The organism is Mycolicibacter sp. MU0083 (assembly GCF_963378075.1).
In the GTDB taxonomy this organism is placed as follows: Bacteria; Actinomycetota; Actinomycetes; order Mycobacteriales; family Mycobacteriaceae; genus Mycobacterium; species Mycobacterium kokjensenii.
The window spans coordinates 1,964,520-1,982,172 of record NZ_OY726394.1; the positions used below are offsets into that span (position 1 = coordinate 1,964,520).

General features: G+C 68.2%; 14 protein-coding genes and 1 riboswitch. Of the genes, 12 read left to right on the forward strand and 2 right to left on the reverse strand.

What is annotated here, in order from left to right; all coding sequences use genetic code 11:
• Nucleotides 1–2: 2 nt before the first annotated feature.
• Nucleotides 3–1,937, reverse strand: a complete 1,935-nt coding sequence (locus RCP38_RS09050) for an ABC transporter ATP-binding protein/permease (RefSeq protein WP_308476825.1) — start codon at nt 1,935–1,937, stop codon at nt 3–5.
• A 184-nt stretch (nt 1,938–2,121) separates the two neighbouring features.
• Between RCP38_RS09050 and secA2 the strand changes: the two genes are divergently transcribed.
• The 12 genes from secA2 (at nt 2,122) to RCP38_RS09110 (ending at nt 15,463) form a co-directional block, all read left to right on the forward strand.
• A complete protein-coding gene (gene secA2, locus RCP38_RS09055) occupies nt 2,122–4,482 on the forward strand; it encodes an accessory Sec system translocase SecA2 (RefSeq protein WP_308476826.1) in 2,361 nt (786 codons plus the stop codon).
• Nucleotides 4,483–4,492: 10 nt separating this feature from the next.
• Nucleotides 4,493–5,095 carry a CDP-alcohol phosphatidyltransferase family protein gene (locus RCP38_RS09060; protein WP_308476827.1) on the forward strand — a complete coding sequence of 201 codons (603 nt, stop codon included), beginning with the start codon at nt 4,493–4,495 and terminating at the stop codon, nt 5,093–5,095.
• Nucleotides 5,088–6,011, forward strand: a complete 924-nt coding sequence (locus tag RCP38_RS09065; protein WP_308476828.1) for a DUF881 domain-containing protein — start codon at nt 5,088–5,090, stop codon at nt 6,009–6,011. The genes RCP38_RS09060 and RCP38_RS09065 overlap by 8 nt, the downstream gene beginning before the upstream one ends.
• A gap of 83 nt (nt 6,012–6,094) precedes the next feature.
• Nucleotides 6,095–6,427, forward strand: a complete 333-nt coding sequence (locus tag RCP38_RS09070; protein WP_308476829.1) for a small basic family protein — start codon at nt 6,095–6,097, stop codon at nt 6,425–6,427.
• A 5-nt stretch (nt 6,428–6,432) separates the two neighbouring features.
• The gene (locus tag RCP38_RS09075; protein ID WP_308476830.1) at nt 6,433–7,206 is read left to right on the forward strand and encodes a DUF881 domain-containing protein; all 774 of its coding nucleotides are present in this window, start codon (nt 6,433–6,435) and stop codon (nt 7,204–7,206) included.
• A 29-nt stretch (nt 7,207–7,235) separates the two neighbouring features.
• Nucleotides 7,236–7,649, forward strand: a complete 414-nt coding sequence (gcvH, locus tag RCP38_RS09080) for a glycine cleavage system protein GcvH (RefSeq protein ID WP_308476831.1) — start codon at nt 7,236–7,238, stop codon at nt 7,647–7,649.
• 181 nt (nt 7,650–7,830) lie between these two features.
• Nucleotides 7,831–8,316: a glycogen accumulation regulator GarA gene (gene garA, locus RCP38_RS09085; protein WP_308476832.1), complete on the forward strand. Its 486-nt coding sequence runs from the start codon at nt 7,831–7,833 to the stop codon at nt 8,314–8,316.
• Nucleotides 8,316–9,053 (forward strand): transcriptional regulator FtsR, encoded by a 738-nt coding sequence (ftsR, locus tag RCP38_RS09090; protein ID WP_308476833.1) that lies wholly within the window; start codon nt 8,316–8,318, stop codon nt 9,051–9,053. The genes garA and ftsR overlap by 1 nt, the downstream gene beginning before the upstream one ends.
• A 138-nt stretch (nt 9,054–9,191) precedes the next feature.
• On the forward strand, nt 9,192–9,686 hold the full coding sequence (locus tag RCP38_RS09095; protein WP_308476834.1) for a bifunctional nuclease family protein: 495 nt from the start codon (nt 9,192–9,194) through the stop codon (nt 9,684–9,686).
• Nucleotides 9,687–9,919: 233 nt separating this feature from the next.
• Nucleotides 9,920–10,555, forward strand: coding sequence for a MerR family transcriptional regulator (locus RCP38_RS09100; RefSeq protein WP_308476835.1), 636 nt, complete (start codon nt 9,920–9,922; stop codon nt 10,553–10,555).
• A gap of 61 nt (nt 10,556–10,616) precedes the next feature.
• Nucleotides 10,617–10,714: riboswitch (glycine riboswitch) on the forward strand.
• A 156-nt stretch (nt 10,715–10,870) separates the two neighbouring features.
• Nucleotides 10,871–13,702: an aminomethyl-transferring glycine dehydrogenase gene (gene gcvP, locus RCP38_RS09105; protein ID WP_308476836.1), complete on the forward strand. Its 2,832-nt coding sequence runs from the start codon at nt 10,871–10,873 to the stop codon at nt 13,700–13,702.
• 177 nt (nt 13,703–13,879) lie between these two features.
• On the forward strand, nt 13,880–15,463 hold the full coding sequence (locus RCP38_RS09110; protein ID WP_308476837.1) for a hypothetical protein: 1,584 nt from the start codon (nt 13,880–13,882) through the stop codon (nt 15,461–15,463).
• Nucleotides 15,464–15,515: 52 nt separating this feature from the next.
• Here RCP38_RS09110 and RCP38_RS09115 read toward each other — a convergent pair whose 3' ends face one another.
• Nucleotides 15,516–17,594 carry a substrate-binding domain-containing protein gene (locus RCP38_RS09115; protein ID WP_308476838.1) on the reverse strand — a complete coding sequence of 693 codons (2,079 nt, stop codon included), beginning with the start codon at nt 17,592–17,594 and terminating at the stop codon, nt 15,516–15,518.
• Between the last annotated feature and the right edge of the window lie 59 nt (nt 17,595–17,653).

Here is a 17,653-nt window from a genome sequence, read left to right on the forward strand (position 1 = left end):
CGCTAGAGCGGCGCGAGGTTCCAGCGGCCCCCGCCGAGCAACTCCAGCAACTGATTGTGGTGCCGGCGGACCGTGTGGCGGTGGCTGACGCTGACCACGATGGTGTCCGGCAGTTCGGCGCGCAACAGGCCGTAGATCGTCAGCTCGAGGCCCTCGTCGAGCGCCGACGTCGACTCGTCGAGGAACACGACCTTGGGGCGGGCCAACAGGATTCGGGCGAACGCCACCCGCTGCTGCTCACCCGGGGAGAGCACCTTGGCCCAGTCTTCGACGTTGTCGAGCTCGCCGATCAGATGCGGCAGCATGACCTTGTTCAGGACGTCGGCGAACGCGATGTCGGAGATCTCCTCCGGCGCCAGCGGATAGGCCACCACGGCGCGCAGGTCACCGAGCGGGATATAGGGCAGCTGCGAGATGAACATCGCGTCGGCGTCGTCCTGCGGGCGGGTGAGGCTGCCCGATGCGTACGGCCACAACTGGGCCAGGCTGCGCAGCAGGGTGGTCTTCCCGCTGCCGGACGGCCCGGCGATCATCACCGCGTCACCGCGGCCCAGCTCAAGATCGAGCGCCTCGATCAGCGGGTCACCGGCCGGGCTGCGCACCTCGACGCCCTCGAGCGTCACGGTGTCGTCCGTGCTGGGCTTGACCAACAGTTCCGGCAGCTCACGCGCTTCGCGGTTAGCCTCCAGCAGGCCGTGCAGACGGATGATCGCCGCCCGGTACCCGGCGAAGTTGTCGTAGGCGTTGCGGAAGAACGACAGGGAATCGGAGATGGCGCCGAACGCCGTCGCCGTCTGGGTGACCCCGCCGAACATGATCTGCCCGGAGAACAGCCGGGGCGCCTGGATGATCCAGGGCAACGGCACGATCGCCTGGCTCATCGACAGGTTCCAGCCGTTGAAACCGATGGTTCGGTTCACGAACTTCAGGTAGTTGTCGATGATGGCGCGGAACCGGGTCCGCAACTGGATCCGCTCGGCGATCTCGCCCCGATAGAACGCCACGGACTCCGCGGCGTCGCGCACCCGCACCAGGGCATACCGGAATGCGGCGTTGGTCTGCTCGTTGCGGAAGTTCAACCGGATCAGCGGCCGCCCGATCCAGAACGCGACGAGGGTCGCAACCGCCACGTAGAGCAGCACGATCAGGAACATCGCGCGGGGGATGTCGACGTTGAAGACCGTCAGGGTGCCGGACAGGTTCCACAGAATGGCGGTGAACGACACCACCGTGACCATCGACTGCACGGCGCCGAACAACAGGGTGCTGCCGGTGCCGGCCTCCGGCGCGTTGGGGTAGGCGCCCTTGGCCGCGGTGAAGATGTCGATGTCCTGCTGGATGCGCTGGTCGGGGTTGTCGACCGCGCCCTCCAGGGCCTCGCCGACGGAGGGGTCGAGCGGGGTCTTGACGAAGCGGGCCCGGTAGTAGGCGCGGCCGTCCAGCCAATCCCCGGTAAGCCGCTCGGTGAGCCAGGTGCGCCAGTTCACCATGAAGTGCTGGGTCAGATAGATGTCGAGCATCACCCGCGCCACGTGCAGCACCGCCATCAGGCTGAAGATCCCGATCGACACCCAGAATCCGTGCATGCCGGACTGCCGGACGGCCTCGTTGCCGCTGGCCGCCCCCTGGAAGGCGGTCTGCAGCGACGAGTACATGTCGTTGCCCTGGAAGCTGAACAGCACGGTCAGCCGGACCGCGGTGATCACCGACAGCAGCAGCACACCCAGCCACAACCAGACCCGGACGCTGGCGCGCCCGGTGAAGTAGTCACCGCTGATCTCCCAGAACTGCCGGCCCCAGCGGGTGCTGACCCGCAGCACCGCACCCACCGCGACGATCCCGACGGCGCTGATGGTCCAGGCCATCGCGATCCACACCAGCGATTCCGGCAGTGCCTGCGCCCAGTCGATGGACGGCTCGAACACCTTGGACTCCACGGCCTACCTCCCATAACCGCCCGTACCGCCATCGGCGGGCCACGGTCGGTACCCGAATCGAGAAAATCCCTGCGAAACCTACCGCAGTCGACCGGTGTCGTGCCGGACAACCGTTGCCGCGGAAAGCCCGTGACGCGGTGGTGCCCCCGGCTCGCATGTGGGGGCCACCGCGTACCGTTGTGCTGTGGCTAACACCTCGAAAACCGTCTCCGGAACGCGTACCAAGTCGGGTCGACTGAGCGGCAAATTCTGGAAACTGCTGGGCGCCAGCACCGAGAAGAACCAGAGCCGTTCGATGGCCGAGGTCACCGCGGCCGCCCAGTACGCCAAGAAGGCCGCCGACCTCGACGACGAACAGCTGAAGAAGGCCGCGCGCCTGCTCAAGCTCAAGGATCTCGCCGAATCCTCCGACATCCCGCAATTCCTGGCGATCGCCCGGGAGGCCGCCGAACGCAGCATCGGGATGCGGCCATTCGACGTCCAGCTGCAGGGTGCACTGCGGATGCTGGCCGGGGACGTGGTCGAGATGGCCACCGGCGAGGGCAAGACACTCTCCGGTGCGATCGCCGCCGCCGGCTACGCCATCGGCGGCCGGCACGTGCACGTGGTGACGATCAACGACTACCTGGCCCGCCGCGACGCCGAATGGATGGGGCCGTTGCTGACCGCGCTCGGGGTCAGCGTCGGCTGGATCACCGAGGACTCCACCCCGGCCGAACGCCGCGCCGCCTACCAGTGCGACGTCACCTACGCCTCGATCAACGAGATCGGTTTCGACGTGCTGCGCGACCAACTGGTCACCGATGTCGCCGATCTGGTCTCGCCCAACCCGGACGTGGCCCTGATCGACGAGGCGGACTCCGTGCTCGTCGATGAAGCGCTGGTGCCGCTGGTGCTGGCCGGCACCACCCACCGGGAGACCCCGCGGCTGGAGATCGTCGAGTTGGTCGGACGGCTCACCCCGGGAGTCGACTACGACTCCGACGAAGACCGCCGCAACATCCACCTCACCGAGGCCGGCGCGCGCAAGGTCGAGAAGGCGCTCGGCGGCATCGACCTGTACTCCGAGGAGCACGTGGTCTCCACGTTGACCGAGGTCAACGTCGCCCTGCACGCGCACGTGCTGCTGCAGCGCGACGTGCACTACATCGTCCGCGACGGCAAGGTGCAATTGATCAACGCCTCGCGCGGCCGGATCGCCGCCCTGCAGCGCTGGCCCGACGGTCTGCAGGCCGCAGTCGAGGCCAAGGAGGGCATCGAGACGACCGAGACCGGTGAGGTGCTCGACACCATCACGGTGCAGGCACTGGTCAACCGGTATCCGACCGTGTGCGGCATGACCGGTACGGCGTTGGCGGCCGGTGAGCAGTTGCGCCAGTTCTACCAGTTGGGCGTCTCGCCGATCCCGTCGAACATGCCCAACATCCGCGAAGACGAGGCGGACCGCGTCTACATCACCGCCGCGGCGAAGAACGACGCCATCGTCGCCCACATCGTCGAGGTGCACGCCACCGGTCAGCCGGTCCTGGTCGGCACCCACGACGTCGCCGAATCCGAAGAGCTCTGCGAACGACTGCGCAAGCGCGGTGTCCCGGCGGTGGTCCTCAACGCCAAGAACGACGCCGAGGAGGCCACCGTCATCGCCGAGGCGGGCAACCTGGGCGTCGTCACCGTCTCCACCCAGATGGCCGGACGCGGCACCGACATCCGGCTCGGCGGATCCTCGGAGACCGATGCCGCCGACCACGACCGGGTCGTGGAACTGGGTGGTCTGCACGTGATCGGCACCGGCCGCCAGCACACCCAGCGTCTGGACAACCAGTTGCGGGGCCGGGCCGGCCGCCAGGGCGACCCGGGGTCGTCGGTGTTCTTCTCCAGCTGGGAGGACGACGTCGCCGCGACCAATCTGGAGGCCAACAAGCTTCCCACCGAAACCGACGAGGACGGCCGGATCCTCAGCCCCAAGGCCTCGGGGCTGCTCGACCACGCACAGCGCATCGCCGAGGGCAAACTGCTCGACATCCACGCCAACACCTGGCGGTACAACCAGCTGATCGCCCAGCAGCGCGCGATCATCGTGGAACGGCGCAACACGCTGCTGTCCACCCCGGCGGCCCGCGACGAACTGGCCGAGCTGACCCCCAAGCGCTACGCCGAACTCAAGGAGCAACTCGGCGCGGACGCGGACACCAAACTGGAGAAGATCTGCCGGCAGATCATGCTCTATCACCTGGACCGCGGCTGGGCCGACCACCTGGCGTTCCTGGCCGACATCCGGGAGAGCATCCACCTGCGCGCGCTGGGCCGGCAGAACCCGCTCGACGAATTCCACCGGCTGGCCCTCGACGCGTTCGCCTCGCTGGCCGCCGACGCCATCGAGGCGTCGCAGCAGACCCTGGAGACCTCGGACGCCATCGAATCCGAACCCGGGATCGACCTGTCCAAGTTGGCGCGGCCGACGTCGACGTGGACCTACATGGTCCGGGACAACCCGCTGAGCGACGACAGCATGGACGCGCTGAGCCTGCCCGGGATCTTCCGCTAGGGGGCGCGGGATGGCTGCCGGGTCCGGTTCCGATCGAACCCAAGACCGGGTTCTGACGGTGCCCAACGTGATCAGCGTGGCCCGTCTCGGGCTGATCGGTGTCTTCCTCTACCTGCTGCTGATCGCCCGCGCCGACGGGCCGGCGGTGGCGGTGCTGATGCTCAGCGGCGCCTCCGATTGGGCCGACGGGAAACTGGCGCGGCTGCTGAATCAGTACTCGCGACTGGGAGAGCTACTCGACCCGGCGATCGACCGGCTCTACATGCTGGCCATCCCGGTCGCGTTCGGGGTCCGCGGGCTGGTGCCCTGGTGGATCATCGGAATCCTGCTGGCCCGGGACCTGCTGCTGGCCGCGACCTTGCCGGCCCTGCGAAGCAGGGGATTGACGGCGCTGCCGGTGACCTACATCGGCAAGGCCGGAACCTTCGCGCTGATGTCGGCGTTCCCGTTGATCCTGCTGGGGCAGTGGGATGAGCTCTGGAGCAGGGTGGTGTTCTCCACCGGTTGGGCGTTTCTGATCTGGGGCCTGGGCATGTACCTGTGGGCGTTCGTGCTCTACCTGATCCATGTCGTGCTGGTGGTCCGCACGATGCCGAGGGCCGCCGGTGTCTGAACCCTTCTTCGCACTCAGCGGCTACGACTCCCGGAGTTCGCAGCGGCCCGGACGGCCGCAGAAGTTCGAGGTGCCGTCGCTGCTGCGTTCACTGCTGTCGGAGCACCTCGACCCCGGCTACGCCGCCGCCGCGGCCCGACGTGCGCAGCGGGCGGCCGGATCGGCCGGTCGGGTCCGGATCGCGGGATGGGTGTGGGAGGCGGTGGCCGCACTGCTGGTGGCGACGGTGTTCGCCGTCGCCGTCGCCCAGGCCCGATCGGTGGCCCCCGGGGTCCGCGACGCCCAGCAGGTGCTGGCCGCCAACGTGCGGGCCGCCGAGACCGCCGCTGCAAAGCTCGCCGACAAACGTGACCGGTACTCCGGGCGCGTCGACGAGTTGCGCCGGCACCGGCTCGCCGACGACGCCGAGGGACAGCGGGTGCTGACCGGTCTCGACGCGCTGAGCCTGGAAGCCGCCAGCACCCGGGTGACCGGCCCCGGACTGCTGGTCACCGTGACCGACCCCGGTGTCGGGCGCAACCTCTCCGATGCCTCCAAACAGCGGGTGTCGGGCAGCCAGCAGATCATCTTGGACCGTGACCTGCAACTGGTCGTCAACTCGTTGTGGGCCAGTGGCGCCGAGGCGATCGCCGTCGGCGACGTGCGCATCGGGCCCAACGTCACCATCCGGCAGGCCGGCGGCGCGATCCTGGTGGACAACAAGCCGATCAGCAGCCCCTACACGGTGCAGGCCGTCGGGTCGCCACGGGAATTGCGCGACGCCTTCGACCGCAGCCCCGGGCTGTACCGGCTACGGCTGCTGGAGATGTCCTACGGCGTGGTGGTCCGGGTCGACGGCCGCACCACCGCGGACCTGACACTGCCGGCGGGTTCGACGCGAGATGTTCGATTTGCCAAACAGATAGGGCCGGCGTGACGCAAGCTAGCGCTGCGGACCACGCCACGTCGCGGTGGCGAGACCGCGGCGTCCGAGTTTCGGGAGACTGGGGTGATTTCTAGATGATCGGTATCGCCGCGCTGATCGTCGGCATCGTGCTCGGGCTGATTTTTCATCCCAGCGTGCCGGAGGTGGTTCAGCCGTATCTGCCGATCGCGGTGGTGGCGGCACTGGACGCCGTGTTCGGCGGCCTGCGGGCCTATCTGGAGCGGATCTTCGACGCCAAGGTCTTCGTCGTCTCCTTCGTGTTCAACGTGCTCGTGGCCGCGCTGATCGTCTACGTGGGGGACCAGTTGGGCGTCGGCACCCAGCTGTCGACCGCGATCATCGTGGTGCTCGGCATCCGCATCTTCGGCAACGCGGCCGCGTTGCGGCGGCGGCTGTTCGGAGCCTGACCCACATGACTGGTACCGATCCGGCGCCGCACGGCCGCCACGAGTTGCCCGATCCGGCGCAGCACGACGACGAGCGGGGCCCGCGTGGCCGGTCGGGACCGCTGTTCACCGTGCTGGCGATGTTGCTGTGCCTGCTGCTGGGGGTGGCGATCGTCACCCAGGTGCGTCAGAACGACTCCGCGGACGCGCTCGAGACCGCGCGGCCGGCCGACCTGCTGGTGTTGTTGGACTCCCTGCGCCAGCGGGAGGCCACGCTCAACACCGAGGTCGCCGAATTACAGCAGACCCTCGACGCTCTACAGGAATCGGGGAGCAGCGACCAGATCGCGATCGAGAACGCCCAGGCCCGGCTGGCCGCGCTGGCGATCATGATCGGCACCGTCGGGGCGCTCGGCCCCGGTGTCGTGGTGACCGTCGACGATACGGCCGGCGGCGTCGAGCCCGACACCATGCTCGACGTGATCAACGAGTTGCGGGCGGCCGGCGCCGAGGCGCTGGAGGTCCGCGACGCTAGCCGGGCGGTGCGGATCGGGGTGGATTCGTGGGTTGCGGGCACACCGGGCGCCCTGGAGTTCGACGGGACCGCGCTGGCGCCGCCGTATACCGTTCTGGCGATCGGAGATCCCCCGACGTTGGCCGCGGCGATGAACATTCCCGGCGGTGCGGTGGACAGCGTCAAGCGGCTCGGCGGCGCCATGGGAGTGCAACAGTCCGACCGCGTCGAGGTGACCGTGTTGCGGCAACCGAAACCACGCCAATACGCTCAGCCAGTCAAGTGAGCCCCGACAGCGCAAGGAGCACGATCACCGTGAGTTCGGAAAGCAACCTTCCGTCCGACCTGTACTACACCGCTGAACACGAGTGGGTTCGCCGGACCGGCGACGGCACCGTCCGGGTGGGCATCACCGATTTCGCCCAGGCGGCACTGGGCGATGTGGTTTACGTGCAGTTGCCGGACGCGGGTACCGGCGTCACGGCGGGGGAGCCGTTCGGCGAGGTGGAATCGACCAAGTCGGTCTCGGACCTCTACGCCCCGCTCACCGGCTCGGTCAGCGCGGTCAACCCCGATCTGGACGCCAATCCGGGCCTGGTGAACTCCGACCCCTACGGGGCGGGTTGGCTGGTGGAACTTCAGGTGGCGAACGCGGATTCGGCGATTCTGGACGAGAGCCTGTCGGAACTTCTGACGGCCGATGCCTACCGGGCGACGCTGTCGGAATGACGATTGCTAGCGTGCCTGCCGGGATCCGCGGGTGTCCGCCCGACACGATCCCGCGGTGCGGGGGACATGATCGGCCGCTGCGCGGTACGGTCGACTCAACGATTCGAGGTTGGGTGTCAAAGTCAAAGATGTCCGGCGGACGCAACCAGGTAGCAGCACAGCGGCCAGTGAGGAGTAGCGGGTGACGGAGAAGGACCCGGCAATGGGACAAGACCAGTCAGGTGACGAGGTCACCGTGGAGACCACATCGGTATTCCGTGCCGACTTCCTGAACGAACTCGACGCCCCCGCACAGGCGGGCGGCGAGGGCATCACCTCCGGTGTGGAAGGGCTGCCCGCGGGCTCGGCGCTGCTGGTCGTCAAGCGTGGTCCCAACGCCGGGTCGCGTTTCCTGCTGGACCAGCCGGTTACCGCGGCCGGTCGGCACCCGGACAGCGACATCTTCCTGGACGACGTCACCGTCAGCCGCCGTCACGCGGAGTTCCGGCTCGAGGGCGACGAGTTCCAGGTCGTCGACGTCGGCAGTCTCAACGGCACCTACGTCAATCGGGAACCGGTCGATTCGGCGGTCCTGGTCAACGGCGACGAAGTCCAGGTCGGGAAGTTCCGCCTGGTGTTCCTGACCGGCCCGAAGACGGGTGACTCCGAGGCCGGGCCGGGCAGCTAATGGGCGCGCCCGACAGCCCTGAACCGGCCGGGATGTCGATCGGGGCCGTCCTGGATCTGCTCCGACCGGAATTTCCCGAGGTCTCGCACTCCAAGATTCGCTTCTTGGAGACCGAGGGGCTGGTCACGCCGCAACGCGCGGCATCGGGCTATCGCCGCTACAGTGCCTACGACTACGCGCGGCTGCGATACGTGTTGACCGCGCAACGCGACCACTACCTGCCGCTGAAGGTCATCAAGGCACGTCTGGACGCCGAGGAGAGCGGCGCGCTGCCGTCGTCCGATTCGCCGTACCCCACACCACGATTGGTTCCGGTCATCGGCATCGCCGGGCAGGATGCGACGTCGGCGCCGGTGGTGCCCCGACAGATCCGGTTGAGCCGGGAAGATCTGCTGGAGCGGTCCGGTGCCGACGACACACTGCTGACGGCGCTGGTCAGATCCGGGGTGATCAGCGCCGGACCCGGTGGTCTGTTCGACGAACACTCGGTGGTCATCGTGCAGTGCGCGCGGGGCCTGGCCGATTACGGCGTGGAGCCGCGACACCTGCGGGCTTTCCGCTCGGCGGCCGACCGGCAGTCGGACCTGATCGCCCAGATCGCCGGCCCACTGGTCAAGGGCGGCAAGGCCGGGGGACGCGACCGCGCCGACGACTTGGCGCGCGAAGTCGCCGCGCTGGCGATCGCCTTGCACACCGCGTTACTCAAGTCGTCGGTACACGACGTACTGCACGGCTGAGGACTAGACTTCACCTCGGCGGCTTGTTGCGCGGCATTGCGGTTGTCCGACCGCCGGTTTCGCAGCGAGTCACGGTGGGAGACAGGGACTTGGAACCCGGGTACTTGAAGATCGGCGAACGCGGAGGGCTGACTGGAGATGGGTGAAGTACGCGTGGTCGGTATCCGGGTCGAGCAGCCGCAGAACCAGCCGGTGCTGCTGCTGCAGGAAGCCAACGGAGACCGCTACCTGCCGATCTGGATCGGGCAGGCCGAAGCCGCGGCGATCGCACTGGAGCAGCAGGGTGTGGAACCGGCCAGGCCGCTGACCCATGACTTGATCCGCGATCTGATCGGCGCGCTCGGACACTCCCTCAAAGAGGTACGCATCGTCGATCTGCAGGAAGGCACGTTCTACGCGGATCTGATCTTCGATCGCGACATCACGGTGTCGGCTCGCCCGTCGGATTCGGTGGCGATCGCATTGCGTGTCGGGGTACCGATCTACGTCGAAGAGGCGGTGCTGGCCGAAGCGGGTCTGTTGATTCCCGACGAGAACGACGAGGAGACCGCCGGCGCGGTGCGCGAAGACGAGGTGGAGAAGTTCAAGGAGTTCCTCGATAGCGTGTCGCCGGACGATTTCAAAGCAACCTGACCCGGCGCGGCGGACTCAGCACCGTCACAGATAAGTCTCATCTCTCCGCCCTTGTGACGACACGCCCATCCGGACGCGTTGCACGCAAAACACGGCCCCCATACTTGAACCACGGCGGGAACAACTGCACGGCAGCTCGTCGGACGGCGTATGCTCACCACCAACTCGGGCAAGAGCAAACGCGGCCACCGGCCAGCCAGTGGCAACGAGCGCGATCGGCGAGAGGAAGCAGCGTGGGCGACCAACCGGGGCAGGAACAACTCGATTTCACGGGTCAGTCCGATTCGGGCGACCGCGAGGTTCCCTCGCCCCCCGTCGGCACCGGCCAACCCGTGCAGGCCGGCTTGTTCCCGGACGACTCGGTTCCCGACGAGCTCGTCGGCTACCGCGGGCCCAGCGCCTGCCAGATCGCCGGGATCACCTACCGGCAACTCGACTACTGGGCGCGTACTTCGCTGGTGGTGCCCTCGATCCGGGGTGCGGCCGGCTCCGGCAGCCAACGGCTGTACTCGTTCAAAGACATCCTGGTGCTCAAGATCGTCAAGCGACTGCTCGACACCGGTATCTCCCTGCACAACATCCGGATCGCCGTCGACCACCTGCGTGAGCGCGGAGTCCACGACCTGGCCAACATCACCCTGTTCTCCGACGGCACCACGGTCTACGAGTGCACCTCCGCCGAAGAGGTCGTCGACCTGCTGCAGGGCGGACAGGGTGTCTTCGGCATCGCGGTGTCCGGCGCGATGCGGGAACTGACCGGTGTCATCTCGGAGTTCCCCGGCGAGCGTGCCGACGGCGGCGAGGCGATTCCGGCGCCGGAGGACGAGCTGGCCAGCCGCCGCAAGTTCCGGGACCGCAAAACCGGCTAGCTAGTCGCGGCCTCGCCTGTTCGCCCGGCGGCGAGGCGCCAGGGTAAAATGGTCCGCGCATCAGCGTCGCGCGGGAGAGTTCCGTGGCAGCCAGCCATGGACGCCGAAGGAGCAATACCTCTCCATCAACCTCTCAGGCCCCCGGACCGCGCAGGTATCGATGCCTCTGGAAAGCGGTGACACCCGGTCGGGTCGCACCCGCCCATGGGGAAAGGCGTGCCAGCCGTGGCGGCGGGCGCCGAATCTCTCAGGCGCCCGGTTCGGGCAGACGACAGAGGGGGAGGACACGCAGTCGTCTAGAGCCGAGGAGGCCCCGTGTCCGACCACACCGAATTCCGTTTCGCCGACCGGCACATCGGCCCCGACAGCGCCGCGATCGCCACGATGCTCGCCACCATCGGGGTGGATTCACTGGAAGAACTGGCTGCCAAGGCGGTGCCCGCCGCAATCCGCGACAGCCTCGGCGAGCACGGGCTCGCGCCGGGTCTCGACGCGCTGCCGGCCGCGGCCACCGAGTCCCAGACGCTGACCGAACTGCGCGAACTGGCCGATGCCGGCACCGTCGCGGTGTCGATGATCGGCCAGGGTTACTACGACACGCTCACCCCGCAGGTGCTGCTGCGCAACATCATGCAGAATCCCGCCTGGTACACCGCGTACACGCCGTACCAGCCCGAGATCAGCCAGGGCCGGCTGGAGGCGCTGCTGAACTTCCAGACCATGATCGGTGACCTCACCGGCCTCGAGATCGCCAACGCCTCCATGCTCGACGAGGGCACCGCGGCCGCCGAGGCGATGACCCTGATGCATCGCGCGACGCGGGGCGGCTCACGCCGACTGCTGGTCGATGCGGACTTGTTCACCCAGACCGCGGCGGTGCTGGCGACCCGGGCCGAGCCGTTGCGGATCGAGATAGTCACCGCCGATCTGCGCGACGGCATGCCCGACGGTGATTTCTTCGGGGTGATCGTGCAACTGCCCGGGGCGTCGGGCCGGGTCACCGACTGGTCGGATCTGATCGCGGCCGCCCACGAACGCGGTGCGCTGGTGGCCGTCGGCGCCGATCTGCTGGCGTTGACGCTGATCACCCCGCCCGGCGAGATCGGCGCGGACGTGGCGTTCGGCAGTGCCCAGCGGTTCGGGGTGCCGATGGGATTCGGCGGCCCGCACGCCGGCTACCTGGCGGTGCACGCCGGGCACGCCCGGCAACTGCCCGGCCGGCTGGTCGGCGTGTCCCGCGACGCCGACGGCGCCGAGGCCTACCGGTTGGCGTTGCAGACCCGCGAGCAGCACATCCGCCGGGACAAGGCGACGTCGAACATCTGCACCGCGCAGGTGCTGTTGGCGGTGATGGCCGCGATGTATGCCTGCTACCACGGCGCCGACGGCCTGCGGGCCATCGCGCGGCGGGTGCACGGCCAGGCGGAGAAGATCGCCGCCGCACTCGGCGCGGCGCTGGTGCACGACCGGTACTTCGACACCGTGCTGGCGCGGGTCCCCGGTCGTGCCGATGCGATCGTGGCCGCGGCCAAGGCCGGCGGCATCAACCTGTGGCGGGTCGACGCCGATCACGTCTCGGTGGCCTGCGACGAGGCCACCACGGACGACCACGTCGCCGCGGTGCTCGACGCTTTCGGGGTGGCCGCGGTCGAGCCCGCCGGTGCGCCGATCGCCACGCGCACGTCGCAGTTCCTGACGCACCCGGCGTTCCGGCGCTACCGGACCGAAACCGAGATGATGCGGTACCTGCGCGCGCTGTCGGACAAGGACATCGCGTTGGACCGCAGCATGATCCCGCTGGGCTCCTGCACGATGAAGCTCAATGCCGCCACGGAGATGGAGTCCATCACCTGGCCGGAGTTCGCCCGTCAGCACCCGTTCGCCCCGGCCGGCGACGCCGCGGGCCTGCGCAGGCTCATCGGGCAGTTGGAGACCTGGCTGGCGGCGATCACCGGATACGACGCGGTCTCGCTGCAACCCAACGCGGGCTCGCAGGGCGAGTACGCCGGTCTGCTGGCGATCCACGCCTATCACGCCGGCCGCGGCGAGTCGCACCGCGACATCTGCCTGATCCCGTCCAGCGCACACGGGACCAACGCGGCGTCCGCGGCGCTGGCCGGCATGCGGGTGGTGGTGGTGGCCTGCCGTGAGAACGGCGACGTCGACCTCGACGACCTGCGGGCCAAGGTCGCCGAACACGCCGCGGCGTTGTCGACGCTGATGATCACCTACCCGTCCACGCACGGTGTCTACGAACACGACATCGCCGAGATCTGTGCGGCCGTGCACGACGCCGGCGGGCAGGTCTACGTCGACGGGGCGAACCTGAACGCGCTGGTGGGCCTGGCGCGGCCCGGCAAGTTCGGCGGTGACGTCAGCCACCTGAACCTGCACAAGACCTTCTGCATCCCGCACGGCGGCGGCGGCCCCGGCGTCGGCCCGGTGGCGGTGCGCGCCCACCTGGCCGAGTTCCTGCCCGGGCATCCGCTGGCCGACGAATTGCCCGGCGCTGCGCCGGTGTCGGCGGCGCCCTACGGCTCCGCATCGATCCTGCCGATCACCTGGTCCTACATCCGGTTGATGGGCGCCGACGGGCTGCGCGCGGCGTCGCTGACCGCGATCGCCTCGGCCAACTACATCGCCCGCCGGCTGAACGAGCACTTCCCGGTGCTCTACACCGGCGAGAACGGCATGGTCGCCCACGAGTGCATCCTGGACCTTCGCGGCATCACCAAGGCCACCGGAGTGACCGTCGACGATGTCGCAAAACGGTTGGCCGACTACGGTTTCCACGCCCCCACCATGAGTTTCCCGGTGGCGGGGACCCTGATGGTGGAGCCCACCGAAAGTGAGAGCCTGGCAGAACTCGACGCCTTCATCGACGCGATGATCGCCATCCGCGGCGAGATCGACAAAGTGGCGGCGGGGCAGTGGCCGGTCGACGACAACCCGCTGCGCGGGGCCCCGCACACCGCGGAGTGCCTGGTGGCCGACAAGTGGGAACATCCCTACACCCGGGAGCAGGCCGCCTACCCGCTGGGCCGGAACTTCCGGCCGAAGGTGTGGCCGCCGGTGCGCCGGATCGACGGTGCGTTCGGCGACCGCAACCTGGTCTGCTCCTGCCCGCCGGTCGACGCCTTCGCCTGATCCGGCGGGCCCGCGCAGATGACGACCATGCTCGGGGCCGTCACGGGTCCCGAACCGGCGTTATTTGACGTACGGGAAATTAACGCCGTCGAAAATCAGGTAAATCTCATGTAAATAAGCCCGCTGGTTTAGGCTGATCTCACTAGATCGTGATGAACGTCACAATCAGGAGGGATCATGAGGCAGTACACAATTTCGCCGTACATCAGCGTAGGTATCGCCGTGGTGGGGTCCGCGGTCATCGCGGTGACGCCGGTGGCGCCGGTGGCGCCACCGCAGTGGAACGCGGACGGACCCGGCGTCGCATTGGCGACGTCGTACGGGGACCTGTTCACCAACACCTGGGCCAACGTGCAGAGCATCGCCGACAACACCGACTGGTCGGCCATCACCGATGTGTTCGGCAAGATGTTCACCGATCCGTTCGGGGTACTCGCGGCGTTCACCAGCATCACCCCGACCATTACCGCAGATCTGCCGCTGAGCCTGACGGTGCAGCTACCGCCCGGCTTGGAGTTGGCGATCGCGGGCATGGGTGCGCAAGCCCTGGCATCGCAGGCGTTCAGCGACGCCGCTGCCGACCTGGCCGCCGGGGACTTCGCCGGGCTGTTCAATGCGCCGGCCACCATCGCCGACGCCTACCTCAACGGGGCGCAGAACGTCAGCCTGCTCGACGGCATCATCAATATCCCGATCCTCAACGGCATCCTGGCCCCCGTTCAGAACTTCGAGGTCAATCTCAACCTGCTCCAGCTACTGGACGCGCTGGGGCTGGGCAATCTGGACCTGGGCGATCTGAACCTGCAGGACCTGATCGATCAGATCGGCCTGGAGAACCTGACGCTGGGCAATCTGCTCGACGGGCTGGGCGTCGGCGACGACGGGCTGGGTGACCTGCTGGGCTTAGGCAGCGGGATCACCGACCTGGGTGGGCTGCTGGGCTTCCTCGGCTTAGGCGATCTGGGCCTGGGCAGCTTCAGCTTGACCGGGATCCTCAGCGGTTTGGGCCTGGACCTCGACGTCGATCTGAACAGCCTGGGACTCGACGACGTGCTCAACGCCTTCGGCATCAACACCGACATCAACCTCGGCCTGGGGCCGTTCCTGGAGGCCTTGGGCTTCGGCGGCCTACTCGATACCTCGCTGGGATCACTGCTGGGCGGACTGTCGGGCGGCGTGCTGACCGGAATCACCGGTGCCCTGAATTCCGTCCTCGGCGGACTCATCAACAGCCTGCCCTTGGTGGGCCCGCTCTTGTCGGACGTCCTCGGCACGGTCGTACTCACGCCGCAGAACCTCATCGATGCGCTCAATGTGGTGACCATCGGCGACCTGCTGGGCGGACAGAGCATCGACGAGACGGTCGGCTCGCTGCTGGCGGCGCTGGGAGTGGCACTGCCCACCGACGACCTGACCATCGGCGGCATCCTGACAGGCCTGGGCTTCGCCGACTCCACCGGTGATCTGACCCTGGGCGGTCTGCTCGGCGGGCTGGGGGGCGGCCTGCTCGGCCTGGACGTCACCGGGCTGCTGAACGGCCTGGACCTCAGCGACGTGATCTCCGCGCTGGGCCTGGACGACCTGTTGCTGAACCTCGGCGACGTGCTCGGCGACCTGACGGATCTGAACCTGGGCGAACTCCTCGACGACCTCGGCCTGGGCAACTTCGACCTGGCCGCGGTCAGCGTCGGTTCGTTCGGCGGGATGGTCTCCCAGCTGTTCGAGGTCGTGCCGCAGCAGATCCTCGACGCGCTGGGCTGATCGCCGCCCCGCGGGGGCCGGTGACGGCGGCTGGGCCGTCACCGGCGGGCGGTCAGCTCAGCAGCGTCTGCAACGCGGTGACCAGCTCGGGGGTGTTGGCGCCGGGAAGGCTCTGGTAGGTCCCGCCGGAGAGCTGAGCCACCGCCTGCCACACCGACTGGTCGGGGTCCGGGCCGAAGTCGATCACGTTCACCGCGACGGGCCGTTCCGGATCGGTGTTGGCCCGGATGAACTCTTGGAGGCCGGCGCCGTCCAACGTCCGGTCGGTGTGCGGTCCGGCCGTGATGACCAGAATCGAGTTGTTCTGTCCGGCACGGTAATCGGACAACGCCTGGTTGTAGACCAACCGCAGCGTGGTGAACGACACCGCGCCGCCGGAGACCGAACTCAATTCGTTGAGTTCACCGGTCAACGCCTCGGCTCGGGAGCGGCCGTTCAGCGGCTCGTCCAGCGGACCGGGGGCGACCACGTTGCGTCCCTCCACGCCGTCGAAGGTCCACAGGCCCATCGACGCGGTCGGAGGCAGGGTCTTGATCTGCCGATCCAGTGCGCCGATCACATGACTCAGCCGGCTCCTGCCGCCCTCGTCGGTCGTCATGGACTGGTCGAGCATGAGGGTTACCGCCGCACTGCCCGGCAATGTGGTCAGCGCGTTGGCGAGAGTGGCCCGCGTCGCTTCGTCGCCCACCGACAGGGTGTCCGAAACGGTGGGGAATCCGGTGACCTCACTGCTGGGGGGCTGGACACCCTCGACCCGGAACCCGGCGCGGGCCAGTTCGGCGAGCTGGTCGGGCTTGTGGGTGAAGCGGGCGAACTCGCTGGCGGCGCTGATCTGCTCCTGCGACAGCCACGAACCGGCGAGCAGGACGGTGGGGTAGTCGGCGACCGGCGCCGGTCCCGGCGGTAGCCAGGAGGTGAGCTCGCCGGCCGGATTCGACAGTGCCTGGCCGCGGGTGAACAGTTGCTGTTCGGTGGTGATGACCGCGTGCACGGGTGATGCGGCGAGATCGCCTTGGCGCAGCAGGACGTTCAGCGCTTCGGCCAGCGAGGAGTCGACCAGCTGGGGTTGTCCGCCGACGAGCCGGTGCACCGCGCCGATCCCGTCGGTGACCGGGGCATCCTTGGGTACCGAGCCGGCGGCTACCGCCTCGGCGGCCAAGAAGGAGGCGTCGCCGTTACCGCCGATCGGCAAGGCCAGCCGCAACGATCCCCAACCGGCGGAACCGAGCCGGTCGAGACTGTCGGGTTCGGTCTGCAGATCCGGCAGGCTCGCCCAACTCTGCTTCTGCAGAGCAGGTTTGAGTTCGGGCCGTACCGCCAGCAACACCGGTGAGGTGACCAGGGAACGACTGTCGCTGACGGTCTCGGAGCCGGCGGAAGCCTGGAGTCGGGCGGCCGAAACCGAGCTGCCGGGGATCCACAGCGCCGGACGCTGGCCCAACTGGGCGGGCCATTCGCCGATGAAACCACTGACGACGGCATCGGAATCCGCCGGTTTGATCTGCACCGACACGCACCGATCGCCGACGGGCTTGGCGGTCTTGTTGAACGTGTCGGCGAAGCCCTGCAGGTGATCGGCGATCGACGGATCGGCCACGACGGCCACGGTCAGATCCCCGTCGGCGCAGGTACCGGCGGCATCGGCGGACCGATGCGACAGCGAGTTGCCGAAGAACCGCCAGAGGATCACCGCGCCCACCACGACGATCACCGTGATCAGTGCGCCGATCACACCGACACTGACGCCCCGGGTGCCCGAATCGTTGCGATGCCGGCGCCAGCGGTCCAGATCGCGGTGACCGCCGGTCGGTTCGTCCGGTTCCGCATCCGGGCCGGCCGCCGAGCGCGCCACCGCACCGAACGGGCCGGTCTGGTAACGCGATTCCTCGTCATGTCCGCCCTGGCGCATGTATTGGGCCGGGTCGGCGTCGGCGTATCCGGTGCTGGTGCCGGTGCCGTAGTCGTCGTCCGAATAGTCGTAGTAGTCGTCGACGTACTCGTCGTCTTCGGCGTCGCCGAAACCGAAGCTACCGAGGGGATCCGAGTAGTCGGCGTCGTCCGGATAGCTCGACTCGCCGGACGCGAAGCCGTCGTCGTCCTCGTCCGATCCGGGAAAACTGTGCCTACCCACGGCGGGTACGTCCTCTCCGGCTGCTCAGCCGTCCGGATTCAATGATGGCCACGCGGTGC